Annotated in this window: 15 protein-coding genes; 9 read left to right on the top strand and 6 right to left on the bottom strand. The window is 55.0% G+C overall.

What is annotated here, in order from left to right; genetic code table 11:
* The first annotated feature begins 19 nt into the window (after positions 1-19).
* Entirely contained in the window at positions 20-502 is a 483-nt protein-coding gene (locus tag ACZ5FM_RS15655) for a low molecular weight protein-tyrosine-phosphatase (RefSeq protein ID WP_464039180.1), read from the top strand.
* Here ACZ5FM_RS15655 and thpR read toward each other — a convergent pair.
* Together thpR and ACZ5FM_RS15665 are read right to left on the bottom strand one after the other, a co-directional pair.
* The gene (gene thpR / locus ACZ5FM_RS15660) at positions 433-1029 is read right to left on the bottom strand and encodes an RNA 2',3'-cyclic phosphodiesterase (protein ID WP_464039181.1); all 597 of its coding nucleotides are present in this window, start codon (positions 1027-1029) and stop codon (positions 433-435) included. The genes ACZ5FM_RS15655 and thpR overlap by 70 nt on opposite strands.
* Positions 1030-1101: 72 nt before the next feature.
* On the bottom strand, positions 1102-1746 hold the full coding sequence (locus ACZ5FM_RS15665) for an arylesterase (RefSeq protein WP_464040483.1): 645 nt from the start codon (positions 1744-1746) through the stop codon (positions 1102-1104).
* 72 nt (positions 1747-1818) lie between these two features.
* Here ACZ5FM_RS15665 and ACZ5FM_RS15670 point away from each other — a divergent pair, with 72 nt between their 5' ends.
* From ACZ5FM_RS15670 to ACZ5FM_RS15680, 3 genes are all read left to right on the top strand, one after another.
* Positions 1819-2532, top strand: a complete 714-nt coding sequence (locus tag ACZ5FM_RS15670) for an ABC transporter ATP-binding protein (RefSeq protein WP_464039182.1) — start codon at positions 1819-1821, stop codon at positions 2530-2532.
* Positions 2529-5078, top strand: coding sequence for an ABC transporter permease (locus ACZ5FM_RS15675; RefSeq protein WP_464039183.1), 2550 nt, complete (start codon positions 2529-2531; stop codon positions 5076-5078). Before ACZ5FM_RS15670 ends, ACZ5FM_RS15675 begins: the two co-directional genes overlap by 4 nt.
* Positions 5079-5374: 296 nt before the next feature.
* Positions 5375-6157: a Bax inhibitor-1/YccA family protein gene (locus ACZ5FM_RS15680; protein WP_464039184.1), complete on the top strand. Its 783-nt coding sequence runs from the start codon at positions 5375-5377 to the stop codon at positions 6155-6157.
* A gap of 209 nt (positions 6158-6366) precedes the next feature.
* Here ACZ5FM_RS15680 and ACZ5FM_RS15685 read toward each other — a convergent pair whose 3' ends face one another.
* From ACZ5FM_RS15685 to acnA, 3 genes are all read right to left on the bottom strand, one after another.
* Positions 6367-6759 carry a DUF2794 domain-containing protein gene (locus tag ACZ5FM_RS15685; protein ID WP_464039185.1) on the bottom strand — a complete coding sequence of 131 codons (393 nt, stop codon included), beginning with the start codon at positions 6757-6759 and terminating at the stop codon, positions 6367-6369.
* Between the two features lie 250 nt (positions 6760-7009).
* Positions 7010-7756 carry a DUF1223 domain-containing protein gene (locus ACZ5FM_RS15690; protein WP_275643643.1) on the bottom strand — a complete coding sequence of 249 codons (747 nt, stop codon included), beginning with the start codon at positions 7754-7756 and terminating at the stop codon, positions 7010-7012.
* 237 nt (positions 7757-7993) lie between these two features.
* Complete coding sequence (gene acnA, locus ACZ5FM_RS15695; RefSeq protein ID WP_464039186.1) at positions 7994-10687, bottom strand: aconitate hydratase AcnA; 2694 nt, start codon at positions 10685-10687, stop codon at positions 7994-7996.
* Positions 10688-10956: 269 nt separating this feature from the next.
* Here acnA and ccmA point away from each other — a divergent pair, with 269 nt between their 5' ends.
* From ccmA to ACZ5FM_RS15720, 5 genes are read left to right on the top strand one after another with little or no spacing between them, the layout of a single operon-like run.
* A complete protein-coding gene (gene ccmA / locus ACZ5FM_RS15700) occupies positions 10957-11598 on the top strand; it encodes a heme ABC exporter ATP-binding protein CcmA (protein ID WP_464039187.1) in 642 nt (213 codons plus the stop codon).
* Positions 11599-11641: 43 nt separating this feature from the next.
* A complete protein-coding gene (ccmB, locus tag ACZ5FM_RS15705) occupies positions 11642-12301 on the top strand; it encodes a heme exporter protein CcmB (RefSeq protein ID WP_250984252.1) in 660 nt (219 codons plus the stop codon).
* A gap of 45 nt (positions 12302-12346) precedes the next feature.
* On the top strand, positions 12347-13108 hold the full coding sequence (locus ACZ5FM_RS15710; protein ID WP_464039188.1) for a heme ABC transporter permease: 762 nt from the start codon (positions 12347-12349) through the stop codon (positions 13106-13108).
* 3 nt (positions 13109-13111) lie between these two features.
* Complete coding sequence (ccmD, locus tag ACZ5FM_RS15715; RefSeq protein ID WP_192490457.1) at positions 13112-13288, top strand: heme exporter protein CcmD; 177 nt, start codon at positions 13112-13114, stop codon at positions 13286-13288.
* Positions 13285-13887: a DsbE family thiol:disulfide interchange protein gene (locus tag ACZ5FM_RS15720; RefSeq protein ID WP_312947057.1), complete on the top strand. Its 603-nt coding sequence runs from the start codon at positions 13285-13287 to the stop codon at positions 13885-13887. Before ccmD ends, ACZ5FM_RS15720 begins: the two co-directional genes overlap by 4 nt.
* Positions 13888-13913: 26 nt before the next feature.
* Here the strand turns inward: ACZ5FM_RS15720 and ACZ5FM_RS15725 are convergent, their stop codons facing one another.
* Positions 13914-15104, bottom strand: a complete 1191-nt coding sequence (locus ACZ5FM_RS15725) for a GGDEF domain-containing protein (RefSeq protein WP_464039190.1) — start codon at positions 15102-15104, stop codon at positions 13914-13916.
* Positions 15105-15244: the final 140 nt, after the last annotated feature.

The raw sequence follows: 15244 nt of genomic DNA on the forward strand, positions 1-15244 counted from the left end.
TCAGTTTATGGATCACAGCATGAAACCAGTCTCGATACTGTTCGTCTGCATGGGCAATATTTGCCGTTCGCCACTGGCTGAAGGCATTTTCACACACATAACTGAAACAGCGCAACAGCAAGAGCGGTTCCATGTGGATTCCGCCGGCACCGGTGGCTGGCACGCCGGAAACGCGCCCGATCCACGTTCTGTAGCGATTGCGGCCCAGCACGGCATTGATATTTCCGGCCAGCGTGCCCGGCAGATAAAAAGGGATGACTTTGAGCACTTCGATCTCATCCTGTGTATGGATGACGACAATCTCAGCCGCGTTCTGCAATCCTGTCCGCAAAGCTTGCGGCACAGGGTGCATCTGTTCAGCCAATATGTTGTTGGCACCAATGATAACGTGCCGGACCCCTATTATGGCGGCGAAGACGGTTTTCTGAGCGTCTACAACATGCTCTTTGCCGGCTGCAGGTCCCTGCTGGAGAAGATCGACGCCGAGGGTGACGTCTCGTAGAGCGGGAACGCTTCTTCAACGATGTAAGGACCGCCGCCGACCGATTCCTTTGACGACATCAGCACAAAGCGCCCGACCGTAAAGTCAACCGTTCTGAAATCGCCCCGCCCCGACAGATAATGCACTACATCGTCCAGCCGGGAATTGCGCAACCGTGCCAACGTTACATGTGGCATGAATTTGCGCGGATCAGGCGGCAGGCCGATGCGCTGGCAGATACGCTCGATTTCGGACTGCAGCGCATTCATCTCCGGCGAAGGTGATACCCCGGCCCAGAGCGAGTGCGGTTTTTTGGACCCGAAGGAGCCGATTCCGGACAGATTGAGCTGAAATTCTGGCCGATTTATCCGGTCGAGACGATCAACCACCTCATCGGCAGTACGTCCGTCTATATCGCCGATAAAGCGCAGGGTTATGTGATAATTCTCCACATCAATCCACCGGGCACCCGGCAGACCACCACGCAACAAAGAAAGGCTTAACGCCGCGTTGCGTGGAATTTCGAGAGCGGTAAATAGTCTCGGCATGGCGAGCTCCCCGAATCTCTTGCAGATATCAGCAGCGAATCATGCAATGCCTTCGCACGCAAGCGCTTATTTTTATTGCCCACCAATTGTCTTGATGAACTCTTCCACCACAGGCAGGGCATTTTTGACCATCACGTCCACACCCGCCGTATTGGGATGCATGCCGTCCTCCAGTTTCAGGGATGCATCCAGCACCATGCCTTCAAGGAAAAACGGATACAGGATCAGCTCGTATTTATCGGCCAGACGCTTGTAGATCGGGTTGAACCGCGCGGCATAGTCGTCACCCATGTTGGGTGGCGCCATGATACCGACCAGCAGAACCGGAATGTTGCGTTTCTTGAAACCTGAGATGATGGCGTCGAGGTTTTTTTCGGTCTCGTCCGGCGAGATACCCCGCAATGCGTCATTGGCACCAAGTTCGACAATCACACCGTCAGTTCCATCTGGAACGGACCATTCGGCACGCGCCAGACCGCCGGCACTGGTGTCGCCGGAAACACCGGCATTGGTTACGGTGACATTGACACCCTTGGCCTTCAATGCCTCTTCCAGTTTGGCAGTAAAGCTATCGGTCGGTGGCAGTTGATAACCGGCCATCAAGCTGTCACCTAGCCCGACCAATTGCAAGGTCCGGTCCTGCGCATTCGCGCCAGAGGCGAAAATCGAGACTGCACAAATGACGATGAAGTGAAACGCTGCGGCTTTAAATCCCATCATACCTCTCCTAAGTTGTTTCAGAACATCGCGAAAAATCGCCTTATCTCCTGTTATATAGGAACCTATTCTGTGACGAAAACCATTATCGAGCTGAACAAGGCTGACCTGACACTTGGAAACGCCGCTGCTTCCGTTCACGTCCTGAAAAAAATTGACCTTAAAATTGGTGAAGGTGAGGCGGTCGGCATCGTTGGTCCATCCGGCTCCGGCAAATCGACATTGCTGATGGTGCTGGCAGGTCTCGAAAGGCTCGATAGCGGCGAAATTCACATTGCTGATAAGGCGCTGCACAATCTGAACGAGGACGCGCTCGCCGATTTTCGCGGCAAGAATATCGGTATCGTCTTCCAGTCATTTCACCTGATCGCCAACATGACGGCGCTTGAAAATGTGGCTGTGCCGCTGGAGCTCGCCAATGTGAAAAACGCGTTTGATATTGCCCGAAAGGAATTGCAGGCAGTTGGTCTGGGTGAGCGTCTCTCCCATTATCCCGGCCAGCTTTCCGGCGGTGAACAGCAGCGTGTGGCAATTGCCCGCGCACTTGCACCGTCTCCAGCAGTGCTGATCGCCGATGAGCCGACTGGTAATCTGGACACCGAAACCGGGCGCCAAATTGCCGACCTGCTGTTTTCCAAACAGGCTGAGCGTCGCATGACGATGATCCTTGTGACCCATGATCCCGCTCTGGCAGCCCGCTGCTCACGCCAGATCAGGGTACGGTCCGGCGAGATTGTCGAAGATTCAGGCACCACGACCGAGATCAAGGAGGCAGCATCCGCATGATGCCGTCTTCCTTTCAGATCCGCACCGCATTTCGTTTGGCCAGACGCGAAATTCGCGGCGGCTTTCGCGGTTTTTATATTTTTCTTGCCTGTATAGCGCTCGGAACAGCCACCATTGCCGCCGTCAATTCGGTGTCGCAGGCCGTCACCAGCTCTATCGCGTCTGAAGGCCAAGCTATTCTCGCAGGCGATGTGCGTTTCGAACTGCGCAATCGCGAAGCAACCCCTGAAGAACGCAGTTATCTTGAAGGGCTGGGTGACATTGCCGTGTCGACCGGTCTTCGGTCCATGGCACGCGCGCCTTCAGGCTCCGAGCAGACACTGGCGGAAGTGAAGGCCGTTGATGGCGCCTACCCGCTTTACGGCACCTTTGAGGCGGAACCGAACCGTCCACTGGATGAGCTGCTCGCCAAGGATCAGGACAGCTACGGTGCGTTGGCCGCACCGCTTTTGTTTGAACGACTGGGCGTCAAACCCGGCGATGAGATATTGCTCGGTTCTGCCCGGTTGAAGCTCACTGGCTCCATCGTCAACGAACCCGATGCGCTTTCGGATGGCTTCGGTTTTGCGCCACGTCTGTTGGTCAGTCGTGATGCTCTTGTGGCATCCGGGCTGATCCAGACAGGCAGCCTCGTTGAACATGCCTACAAAATCAGGCTCACGGATCCGCTCAAACGCGCGTCGATCACCGCTGACACCAACAAGGCCTATCCCAATGCCGGCTGGTCGATCCGCACCAGCGATCGCGCCGCACCGTCCCTGACTGAAAATGTCAATCGTTTCTCGCAGTTTCTGACACTTGTCGGACTAACCGCTCTTATCGTTGGCGGCGTTGGTGTGGCAAATGCCGTGCGGGCATTTCTGGATGCCAAACGCACCACCATTGCCTCGTTCAAATGCCTGGGTGCACCGGCCATCATCGTGACGATGACCTATCTGTTCCAGATATTGTTCATCGCGCTGATTGGCATCCTGATCGGACTTGTGGTCGGCGCTATCGTACCGCTGATTGCCATGCAGTTCCTGGCAGGTGTTTTGCCGGTGCCGAAAGAAATCACCCTTTATCCATCGGCCCTTCTGATCGCTACGGTTTTTGGTCTGGTCACCACACTAGCCTTTACCATCCTGCCGCTTGGCCAGGCGAAAGAGGTTCCCGCCACTGCACTGTTCCGTGACCAGTGTTTCGATGAAGGCCGCTGGCCGTCATGGCCCTATCTGCTGGCGACCGGCCTGTTGCTGGCTTTGTTGGCAGGGCTTGCCGTACTGACCGCCGAAGACCGTTTCATCGCATCGGTCTTTCTCGCCGCTGTCGCTTTTGCCTTTGTTGTGTTGCGCGTGGTTGCCAGCCTGGTACGGCTGATTGCCCGCAAAAGCCCGCACGTCAACTCGACTGCGATGCGACTTGCGATCGGCAACATCCATCGCCCCGGCGCATTGACACCTTCGGTGGTTCTGTCACTTGGCCTTGGTCTGACTTTGCTGGTTACCCTGTCGCTGATTGATGGCAATCTGCGTCGCGAACTGACGTCTACCCTGCCGGAACGTGCACCGAATTTCTTCTTTGTCGATATTCAGGGCAGCGAACTGGAAGGTTTCCGCAACGTCGTCAAACAAAATGCACCCAATGGCACCATTACCGAAGTGCCAATGTTGCGCGGTCGCATTCTTGCGCTGAACGGCCAGGATGTGACCAAGATTGACGTTCCATCATCCGGTCGCTGGGTGCTGCGTGGAGATCGTGGCATAACCTACGCTGGCGACATGCCCGAAAATACCAAGCTCACAGAGGGTAGCTGGTGGGCCGCCGATTATACTGGCGAACCGCTGGTTTCCTTTGCCGCAGAGGAGGCCGGTGAACTTGGCCTGAAAATTGGCGACAGCGTCACCGTCAACGTGCTCGGCCGCAGCATTACCGCGAAGATTGCCAACTTGCGCAATGTCGAGTGGGAATCGCTGTCGATCAACTTCGTGATGGTCTTTTCTCCCAACACCTTCCGGGGCGCACCCCATGCCTGGCTGGCCACTCTTGCCGATCCGGAAGCGACCCCTGCCGATGAAGGACAAATCCTGCGTGCAGTCACCAATGCCTACCCGACCATTACAAGCGTCCGGGTAAAGGACGCACTGGAAGTGGTCGACAGGCTGGTCGGCCAACTGGCCACCGCCATCCGTGCGGCTGCCGCCGTAGCCCTGATCGCATCTGTTTTGGTACTGGCAGGCGCGCTGGCGGCCGGAAACCGTGCTCGCACTCATGACGCAGTCATTCTGAAAACCCTTGGCGCAACACGCATCACCCTCATCAAAGCGTTTTCCTATGAGTATATGATCCTCGGTCTGGCGACAGCGGTCTTTGCGCTGGCAGCTGGCGGTGTGTCCGCATGGTTCGTCATTGCCCGCATCATGAAACTGCCATCGGCATTTCTCACCGATGTGGCGGTGGGAACCGTTGTTGTGGCGCTGGTCATGACAGTGGGTATCGGGCTGCTTGGCACTTGGCGCATCCTTGGTCAAAAGGCGGCGCCGGTCCTGCGGCAGATTGGAGAATAAGTGGCAAAACGCCCCATGCGCGTGATGGAGCAGTAAGCGCTTAATGCGCTACAGCAAAGGCCATTACCGCATCGGTTGCGCTCACCCGTTCTGGGACCATAACTTTAACGATTAATTCTTGGTAATCTTCGATAAATTGATCGCGATTTTCCCGTATTTGGTGTTTTTGGATACAAAAGGTCTTGTATCAAACACATTCTCCCATCATATTTTGGACAGGCTTGCTGAAGCTCCGCAGCGGCGCCTGGGAGTTATCCCGACACCGTGAATAATTCCGGAGCTTGAAAGAGGAACAAATGGCTGATTTCAACAATTACCAAAACCGAATGGCGCAGACCCGCGGCCAGACGGATGCGATGATCGATGAAGGTCTGCGTAGCTACATGGTCAAGGTTTATAACCTTATGGCTGTGGGTCTCGCGATCACCGGTATCGCTGCTTACTTCACATTCTCGATGGCAACTACAACAGATCCATCAGCTGCTGCTGCACAGCTTGGCAACGGAACAATGTTGACGGCTCTTGGCGCGGCCCTTTACGGTTCGCCGCTGCGTTGGGTTGTGATGCTTGCTCCGCTCGGCATGGTGTTCTTCCTCAGCTTCCGCGTTCATAAAATGAGCGTCGCCGCTGCGCAGACCACCTTCTGGGTCTATGCTGCAATGATGGGTCTGTCCCTGTCGTCGATCTTCGTGGTCTACACTGGCCAGAGCATTGTTCAGACGTTCTTCGTCACCGCCGCTTCGTTCGGCGCGCTGTCGCTGTACGGTTACACCACGAAAAAGAACCTGTCCGGCATGGGCTCGTTCCTTATCATGGGTCTGTTCGGTCTGATCATCGCGTCGATCGTCAACATTTTCCTGCAGTCTTCTGCTATGGGCTTTGCCATCTCGGCCATCGGTGTTCTGATCTTTGCTGGTTTGACAGCCTATGACACCCAGAAGATCAAGGAAATGTATTTCGATGGTGACGACGTTGCCGTTGCTGGTCGCAAGGCCATCATGGGTGCGCTGACACTCTATCTCGACTTCATCAATCTCTTCACCTTCCTGTTGCAGTTCCTCGGTAACCGCAACGACTAAGAGGGGTGGAAACCCACATGAAGAAGGCGGCTTTCGGGCCGCCTTTTTTTGTTGCCTCAGATTTACAGCATGCAGCAACCGCGAGTGCCGACGCTCAGCGTAGCAGCGCTCTCGCAACGACAATCCGGCAAAACGATAGATCAGGAAACCGTATAGCAACGGCGACGGAGAAAGCCCGCCACTAACGTACAATAGGGGTTGGCAATCAGTTATTCGACCAGCTTCAGGGTCTTGTCGAAAACCTTCAGCACCTGCCGCAACTCATGGCCACGCTTCAAAATCGTGCCATTCACGTTGATGACGCTGTAAGCGCCCTGTTTCGCCGCAAGCTTTGGGTTCTTTTCAATCCGGTAAAGCGGCATCTCACCTGATCGTTTGAAAACCGAAAACACCGCCCGGTCTTTCAAGTGGTCGATGGCATAATCACGCCATTCGCCGTCGCCCACCATGCGGCCATAAATCCACAAAATGGCGTCGAGTTCCCGACGATGGAAGGTCACCGGCAAGGGATCCTTGTTTCTTTGATATTCACGAAGATCAACGACGGTCGAACCGTCTCGCGTCGAATTACCGCCCTGCGACAAATCCGGCTGATCGGTCATGCGCGCCTCGCTGCAAATCATAACAGGTTGGTGACAGTGTTGCCCCAGCCTGAGAAAATTGCAAGTAAAACGACGCAAAAGCGCGTGTTGCGACGTGAAACAGTGAAATTAGAATCGCCGCATTTCGGTCAAATCACTGCCTAAATTGGATGTCAGTGTGAAGCCTGTCAATTGATGTCTAGGCACCAAATGACCCGGTTCGGTGCATTGACCCTTTACCCCCAGCCCCCAATGCCCGGACCGGATAAGACTATTTCGCCTCATTCATCAAAATGCTGGCGCCGATAATCGCTGAGGGATCACCCGTTTCATTGGCAGTTTGCAGCAGCACCGCACAGCCGCCCTTCTTGGCTTTTCCAAGAACGCTGGCAGGCAGATTGACCTTCATTGCCTCGCCGTTCCACATCCCCACTGTCTGCACGTCATAAACACTGTGCCAGTAGGAAATCTTGCGGCCCTTGTTTTCTCCGCGCGTCACATCAACCATTTGCTGCTGGTTGAAATAGGCTACGACGATATCCGCTTTGCCTTGGCCGGCACCAATATTGATCTCGATCTCGTCGTTGACCAGGCTGGACTGAACAGGGACAACCAGTCCCTTGCCGCTCGAGGCAAATTCCTCAAGCTTGCTGTAAATCGCCTTGCTATCGGCACCCTTTGCATGGTCGCGACCGTTCAGAACGGCTTGTGGCGTATAAACGCCGTTACGGCCAAGCGCGCGGGCATAACCATACTGACGTTCGGTATTTTCCTTGGAGCTAAGGGAATCATTCCAGCCGAGATAGTTCCAGTAATCGACGTGGAATGACAGGCCTATGACGTCACCCTTCTCGATCATCTTCTGCAACGCCGCATCAGCTGGCGGACAGGAAGCGCAACCCTGCGAGGTAAACAGTTCTACCACACCCTTCGGCTGGTCCGGCGATGTTTGTGCAAGAGCAGGACTGGCGGTTGCGACACTGATAAGAAGAAGGGGGAAACCATATTTCAGAAGCATTGCGATCTTGGGCCTTTCATCCGCACAAACGTCCGGATGTTCATCTGCTATAAAACCTATCGGGCGTTGCTGGAAAATAAGCGCGAAACACGTTCAAAGGGAAGTCACGAAGGGGTGAGGGTCGATCACATTTCATGCTCGTCAAAATTTGTAAGTGAACAGACTACATTTGACAATTGCCTCTAATACGCAAAACGCCGGGATTTCTCCCGGCGTTTCTTGTTGCCCTGAGTATTATCAGGCAGCCAGATCGCGAAGAACGGTCTGGAGAATACCGCCATTGTCCATGTAAGTGACTTCATCCAGCGTATCGATGCGGCAAAGCAGAGGAATTTCCTTCACCGTGCCGTCGCCGTAAGTGATCTTGGCGATCTTGGTTTCACGTGGCTTGATCTCGCCTTCGAGACCATCGATCTCGACGATTTCATCACCCTTGAGGCCAAGGCTTGCCCATGTGGTGCCTTCCTGGAAGGTGAATGGAACAACGCCCATGCCAACCAGATTGGAGCGGTGAATACGCTCGAACGACTGCGCAATCACAGCCTTCACACCAAGAAGGTTGGTACCCTTAGCGGCCCAGTCACGGGACGAACCGTTGCCGTATTCTACGCCTGCAAAGATAACCAGCGGAACGCCTTCATCCTTGTACATCATGGCCGCATCGTAAATCGACATCTCTTCCTTGGATGGATAGTGAATGGTGTAACCACCTTCCTTGCCGTTCGGTCCAAGCATGTGGTTGCGAATGCGGATGTTGGCAAACGTGCCGCGCATCATCACTTCATGGTTGCCACGGCGCGTGCCGTACTGGTTGAAGTCGGCAACACCGACGCCATTTTCAGTCAGGTAAGCGCCAGCTGGCGAAGCAGCCTTGATCGAACCGGCCGGAGAAATATGGTCGGTGGTGATCTTGTCGCCGAACAGGCCGAGAACGCGAGCACCCTTGATGTTTTTGACGCCCGTGCCCTTTTTCCCCATACCAACGAAATATGGCGGGTTCTGAACATAGGTGGACTTGTCGTCCCAAGCATAGGTTTGACCTTCAGGAACCTGAACGGCCTGCCAGTTTTCGTCACCCTTGAACACGTCAGCATATTTGGTTTCGTACAGTTCTCTGGTCACATACTTATGGATGAACTGCTGCACCTCTGCCGAGGTTGGCCAGATATCTTTGAGGTAAACCGGCTTACCGTCCTGATCTTCTCCAAGTGGCTCCTTGGTCAGGTCCTTCTGAACCGTACCGGCCAGCGCGTAAGCGACAACCAGTGGCGGCGAAGCCAGGTAGTTGGCCTGCACGTCAGGAGAAATACGGCCTTCGAAGTTACGGTTGCCCGACAGAACGCCAGCGGTAATCAGACCCTTGTCGTTGATGGTCTTGGAGATCGGCGCTGGTAACGGGCCGGAGTTACCGATGCAGGTCGTGCAACCAAAACCAACCAGGTTGAAGCCGAGCGCATCCAGTTCCTTCTGCAAGCCGGACTTGGCGAGATATTCACCCACCACCTGCGATCCCGGTGCCAGGGATGTCTTGACCCATGGCTTGGACTTCAGGCCCTTGGCAACGGCGTTGCGAGCCAGAAGGCCGGCGGCGATCAGGACCGACGGGTTGGATGTGTTGGTGCAAGATGTGATGGCGGCAATGGCTACATCACCATGACCCAGATCGAAATCCGTGCCTTCGACCGCATAACGTGCGTCAATCTGGCCGGGTTTCTTGTAGTCGTTTTCCAGAGCTGTCGCGAAGTTCGGCGCAATGGTTTCCAGCGGCAGACGACCTTCCGGACGCTTTGGGCCAGCCATCGATGGCACAACGTCACCAAGATCCAGTTCCAGCGTGTCGGTGAACACAAGCTGCGAACCATCATTGTCGCGCCACATGCCCTGCACCTTGGAATAGGCTTCCACCAGTGCAATACGATCCTTCGTACGGCCGGACATGTTGAGGTAATTGACGGTTTCACTATCGACAGGGAAGAAACCACAGGTCGCGCCATACTCCGGACCCATGTTACCAATTGTCGCACGGTCTGCCAGTGTCATTGAGTCAAGGCCGGGGCCGAAGAACTCAACGAACTTGGAAACAACACCCTTTTTGCGCAGCATCTGCACAACGGTCAGTACGAGGTCGGTGGCTGTCACGCCTTCCTTTACCTTGCCGGTCAGCTTGAAGCCGATAACTTCAGGCAACAGCATGGACACTGGCTGACCGAGCATTGCAGCTTCAGCTTCAATGCCGCCGACGCCCCAACCCAGAACGCCAAGACCATTGATCATGGTGGTGTGGCTGTCGGTACCAACGCAGGTATCAGGATAGGCAATGGTTTCGCCGTCTTCTTCCTTCGTCCAGACTGTCTGACCGAGATATTCGAGGTTCACCTGGTGACAGATGCCGGTGCCCGGAGGAACGACACGGAAGTTCTTGAACGCCTGCTGGCCCCACTTGAGGAAGCGGTAACGCTCACCGTTACGCTGGTATTCCAGATCCACGTTGCGGGCGAAAGCCTGCGGCGTACCGAATTCATCAACGATAACAGAGTGATCGATAACCAGGTCGACAGGAACCAGCGGGTTGATCTTTTCAGGATCACCACCCAGAGCCTTCAGACCATCGCGCATTGCAGCAAGGTCAACCACGGCTGGAACACCGGTAAAGTCCTGCATCAGCACGCGGGCCGGGCGGTAGGCAATTTCTGCTTCCTTGACGCCCTTGTTGTCGAGCCATGCAGCAACGGCTTCGATATCGGCCTTGGTCACCGAGCGACCATCTTCGAAACGAAGCAGGTTTTCCAGAAGAACCTTCATGGAATAAGGCAGCTTGGAAACGCCCTTCAAGCCATTGGCTTCAGCTTTGGGCAGGCTGTAATAAACATAGTCCTTACCATCAACGGTAAGAACGGAACGACATTGGAAACTGTCAAGAGATTTTGTCACGGATAAACCCCGTTCTCTGATAGCCAACACACGCGTGCAGACACCTATGCACTTATTCATGCACATCAGGATGCGGGTACGGCCATTTCCGCTGTCCGCACGTGAAATTTGCAATTGCAATTCTCAGGTCCGGCGGAAGATGATGATCACGCCGACCGCTGGCGTGGTTGAAACTCATATAGATAATTTCTAAGACAGGTTCCAGATCAGAAGACGATTCAAATCGAATTTTTTTTCGAATTGATCAAAATCTTACATGAGGCGAAGCAATGTTGCTGACGGCGGAGCATCTATCGGTCAAAAGAGGCGAAGATTTCATATTCATGAATATTTCCCTCATGTTAACTGATGGCGAAGCATTGCTTCTGACCGGCCGCAACGGGTCGGGAAAATCCACCTTGCTACGTGTTCTTGCGGGCCTTCTCCACCCGGAAACCGGCACCGTAAAGATAGCCGGCGAAGGAGTTGAGCCGGGCACACGCGCCGCCGAAGCCAGCCATTATCTCGGCCACCGCAACGCCATGAAAACCGAACTCACTGTTTCGGAAAATCTGCAATTCTGGAAAGAGTTTCTCGGCGACTTTACTGGTGGCTGCTCCATCAGCGTGGAAGACGCTGCAGACGCCGTCGGTCTTTCAGGTATCACACATCTGCCGTTCGGTTATCTGTCCGCCGGCCAGCAGCGACGATTCGCCATGGCCAAACTGCTTGTCGCATGGCGCCCAATCTGGATACTGGATGAACCGACAGCCGCTCTTGATGCCAATGCCGATAAAATGTTCACCGGCCTGGTTGAGGCGCATCTGCAAAAGGGTGGCATCGTTATTGCCGCTACACATCAGCCATTGGGGCTAAAGAACGCGAAGGAATTGCAGATGACGGGTTTTGCAGGCGTGGAGACCGTTTGGTGACGTCAGATTTTTCCTTCACCTCGCTCGAGAAAAGTGCTCAGCCATGATCGCGCTGTTTTTCCGTGACCTGAAACTGTCCATTCGTGCAGGTGGCGGTGCCCTGATCGGCGTGCTGTTTTTCATGACTGTGGTTGCCGTCATTCCTTTTGGCGTGGGACCTGATCTCAATCTTCTGTCGCGCATCGGGCCCGCCATCGTCTGGATTGGTGCGCTGCTCGCTGCACTGCTGGGTCTCGACCGGTTGTTTCAAGCCGAACGAGATGACGGTGCACTCGATCTTATCCTGATGAACGAAAACCCGCTGGTTCTGACGGTGTTTGTGAAATGTCTGGCGCACTGGACCGCAACCGGCCTGCCGCTCGTCATCGCCTCGCCGCTGCTTGGCCTTTTCATGAACATGAGCGAGGTGGCTATTGGTGCCGTCATGCTAACACTGCTGGTCGGCTCCCCGGCCTTGACCTTCATCGGCGCGGTCGGCGCAGCAGTCGCCGTCGCATTACCGCGGGGTGGGCTGCTGGTGTCCATCCTCGTGCTGCCGCTTGCCATCCCCGTGCTGATTTTCGGCGTCAGTGCCTCCTATGCCGCCGTTCAGGACCCCGCTCCATTTCTGCCGCCGTTCCTGATCCTGATGGCGATCACGCTATTTTCATCGGTTATCGGGCCTTTCTTTGCGGCTTTGGCGCTGCGCAACAGCAGCGATTGACAGGGATCAATTGCAGGTGGCCATGACACAAGGTAGAAAGACGGCATGAACGACACGAGCCTTGCCATTACCAAATTCAGCGACCTCGCCAACCCAACCCGGTTTCTGGCGTTGGCCTCGCGCCTGCTGCCATGGATGAGCGCCATCACTGCTCTGCTGATCGCGGTTGGCCTCTACCTATCCTTCACGACGGATGGCGATTATCAGCAGGGCAATACTGTGCGCATCATGTATGTGCATGTGCCTGCCGCCTGGCTGGCGATGATGTGTTATACGGTCATGGCAGCTTCCGCGATCGGCACGCTGGTCTGGCGCCATCCACTGGCCGATGTCAGCCACAAGGCTGCTGCACCGCTCGGCGCCGCCTTTACCCTGATAGCGCTGATTACCGGTTCACTATGGGGCAAACCCATGTGGGGAACATGGTGGGTGTGGGACGCACGACTGACCTCGGTCTTCATCCTGTTTCTGATGTATCTTGGCCTGATTGCTTTCAACAAGGCCATGGATGATCCCTCGCGCGCCGCTCGCGTCAGCGCAGTGCTCATTCTGGTCGGTTTCGTCAACATTCCGATCATCAAGTTCTCAGTGGAATGGTGGAACACGCTGCATCAGCCCGCCAGCGTTATCCGTATGGATGGTCCGGCCATCGACCCTGAATTTCTCTGGCCACTGCTGATCATGGCATTTGGTTTCAGCATGTTGTTTTTCACGTTGCATATCGCCGCCATGCGCAATGAAATCCTGCGCCGACGTATTGCCGCCCAGCGCCGCCTGGCCGCGCGTATGGCCAACAGGGAGGCGTAAAACATGAGCCACGCCTTTTACATCGGCCTGTCCTATGGCCTGACCGGCTTGATCGTGATCGCATTGATCGGGTGGGTAATGCTGGACGGCCGCGCACGAAATCGGGAATTGAAAGAGCTGGAAGCCTCTGGCATTCGCCGCCGCGCCTCAGCCAAACCAAAAACCGGGGAAACAGCATGAGCGACGACATCAGCGCCCCGAAACAGGCCCCCAAAAGCAAGGCACGTTACCTCTTTGCCTTGCTGCCACTGGTTGCTTTTGCAGGTTTCGCAGCCGTTGCTGCCAAGATGCTCTACGAACAGGACGTCAACGGACTGGATGTCAGCGCCATTCCATCGGCCCTGATCGGCACGCAAGCTCCATCGCTTGCCATGCCGCCACTTGAAGGATCAGCCACCCCGGCCCTGACCACTGCCGCCATTTCCGGCCAACTGACGTTGGTCAATGTATTTGCATCTTGGTGTGTACCCTGTCGTCAGGAACATCCGATGCTGAAAGAGCTGTCGAAGGATAGCCGCATCAATGTGGTTGGCATCAACTACAAGGACAAGAACGACAACGCGCTGCGTTTCCTGGGCGAGTTGGGTAATCCCTACAAGGCAATCGGCGTCGATCCCAACGGCAAAGCGGCCATAGATTGGGGCGTTTACGGCATTCCGGAAACCTACCTCGTCGATAAGAATGGCACCATTGTTTACAAGAAGGTTGGCCCTATCGATCCTGCAACGCTGGAAAAGGGCCTGCTGCCAGCCATTGAAAAGGCTGTATCCGGAAGCTGAGCACGGTTTGACCGTGGTAAGCCCAATCAAAGAATGGAAATGATCTTTAGCGGCGGCGCAGACTGCGTCGTCAGCACGGACATGCCTTCCTGAACCACCTGATTGCGGCCATTGGATTTCGCTTTGTAAAGAAAGCTGTCGGCTCTCGCGATCGCGTCGTGAATGGAGTGGTCGCCTCTGGCAATTGATGAAATGCCGAAACTTGCGCTGATCTGCCGGTCAATACCGACAGCTGTCCATTCGCGGGCCGCGAAACTGACGCGCAACATATTGGCAAGCACAGCAATTTCCGTCGCCGTTGTGTCTGGCAGATAGACCACGAATTCCTCGCCGCCAAAGCGAGCGATACGCGCTTGTGGCGGCAGGCGTTCCTTCAACAATTCGGCAAAACCGATGATAACACGATCACCGGCCGCATGTCCGAACTGGTCGTTGACATGTTTGAAGTGGTCGATATCGCACATCAAAACGGTGCCTTCCGGCTGTTCCTGTCCGCGGAAATCCGGAGAACGGTCATCAAAACCACGTCGGTTCAACAGACCAGTGAGCGGATCATGATCAGCGGCATGGCGATGCTGCAAAAGAACATTGGCAACCACACTGGCCAGCACGGCAAGCGCCATCAGGAAACCGAAGATACTGGCAGTCATCTGCATCAGGAATGCATAGTCCGACGCCATGAAGGCATCAATGTCACGAGGCGAACCGCCCGGTGTCATCACCAGAAGCACGCTCACGCGAATAATAGTTTCCAATACCACGGCCGAGCTCGCCGCCAGTAGCACCTTGTCCATTACATGCCGGGTCTTATTTGCGACCAGCAGGATGCACGGCGCAAGCAGCGCAGCGCACATCAAATCACTCAGCGCAAGTTCAGCGCGCAAATCGATCTGGAAGACAATAAAATACGACACAACCGCATAGGCTGCGGCCAGAAATCCGATGCGCCAACCAAGTAGCGTCTTGACCTCAAATTGCACCAGCAACGCATGGCCGTAAAAAAAGAACGCGGAAAAAAACAGGATGTTGGAAATCAGGGCATGCACCAGAAAGGCATCATCGGCAAAAAACATCGGGCTTGAAAAGCCCAGAGCCGCACAGATGTAACCAATGCCCCAGAAACGCGCAGGCTTGAAACCCATGGTCTGCAAACCGAGAAATACCAGGCCAAATGTAAGCATGATAAACGGAAGCAGATAGGCGAAATTATCCTGCACGGTGACGAAGCCTTGATCAGAAACAGTTTTTGTTAAATGCGATGCGTGGTGCTACCGGCGTCACGGCATGGCCGTGCATCCGGTTCAATGCGTGATCCCCAGCGAGCATGGACATCTAGATGCTTTCCGTTAAGAATCCA

It is taken from the genome of Agrobacterium sp. 5Ca50 (genome assembly GCF_055381905.1).

What these genes read in the sequence shown, in the direction of transcription:
- ccmB (WP_250984252.1), top strand. Translation starts at nt 11,642, where the DNA reads ATGATCGCGCTGTTTTTCCGTGACCTGAAACTGTCCATTCGTGCAGGT.
- ACZ5FM_RS15685 (WP_464039185.1), bottom strand. Translation starts at nt 6,759, where the DNA reads ATGACCGATCAGCCGGATTTGTCGCAGGGCGGTAATTCGACGCGAGAC.
- ACZ5FM_RS15675 (WP_464039183.1), top strand. Translation starts at nt 2,529, where the DNA reads ATGATGCCGTCTTCCTTTCAGATCCGCACCGCATTTCGTTTGGCCAGA.
- ccmA (WP_464039187.1), top strand. Translation starts at nt 10,957, where the DNA reads ATGTTGCTGACGGCGGAGCATCTATCGGTCAAAAGAGGCGAAGATTTC.
- ACZ5FM_RS15655 (WP_464039180.1), top strand. Translation starts at nt 20, where the DNA reads ATGAAACCAGTCTCGATACTGTTCGTCTGCATGGGCAATATTTGCCGT.
- ccmD (WP_192490457.1), top strand. Translation starts at nt 13,112, where the DNA reads ATGAGCCACGCCTTTTACATCGGCCTGTCCTATGGCCTGACCGGCTTG.
- ACZ5FM_RS15710 (WP_464039188.1), top strand. Translation starts at nt 12,347, where the DNA reads ATGAACGACACGAGCCTTGCCATTACCAAATTCAGCGACCTCGCCAAC.
- ACZ5FM_RS15720 (WP_312947057.1), top strand. Translation starts at nt 13,285, where the DNA reads ATGAGCGACGACATCAGCGCCCCGAAACAGGCCCCCAAAAGCAAGGCA.
- ACZ5FM_RS15665 (WP_464040483.1), bottom strand. Translation starts at nt 1,746, where the DNA reads ATGGGATTTAAAGCCGCAGCGTTTCACTTCATCGTCATTTGTGCAGTC.
- ACZ5FM_RS15680 (WP_464039184.1), top strand. Translation starts at nt 5,375, where the DNA reads ATGGCTGATTTCAACAATTACCAAAACCGAATGGCGCAGACCCGCGGC.
- ACZ5FM_RS15690 (WP_275643643.1), bottom strand. Translation starts at nt 7,756, where the DNA reads ATGCTTCTGAAATATGGTTTCCCCCTTCTTCTTATCAGTGTCGCAACC.
- thpR (WP_464039181.1), bottom strand. Translation starts at nt 1,029, where the DNA reads ATGCCGAGACTATTTACCGCTCTCGAAATTCCACGCAACGCGGCGTTA.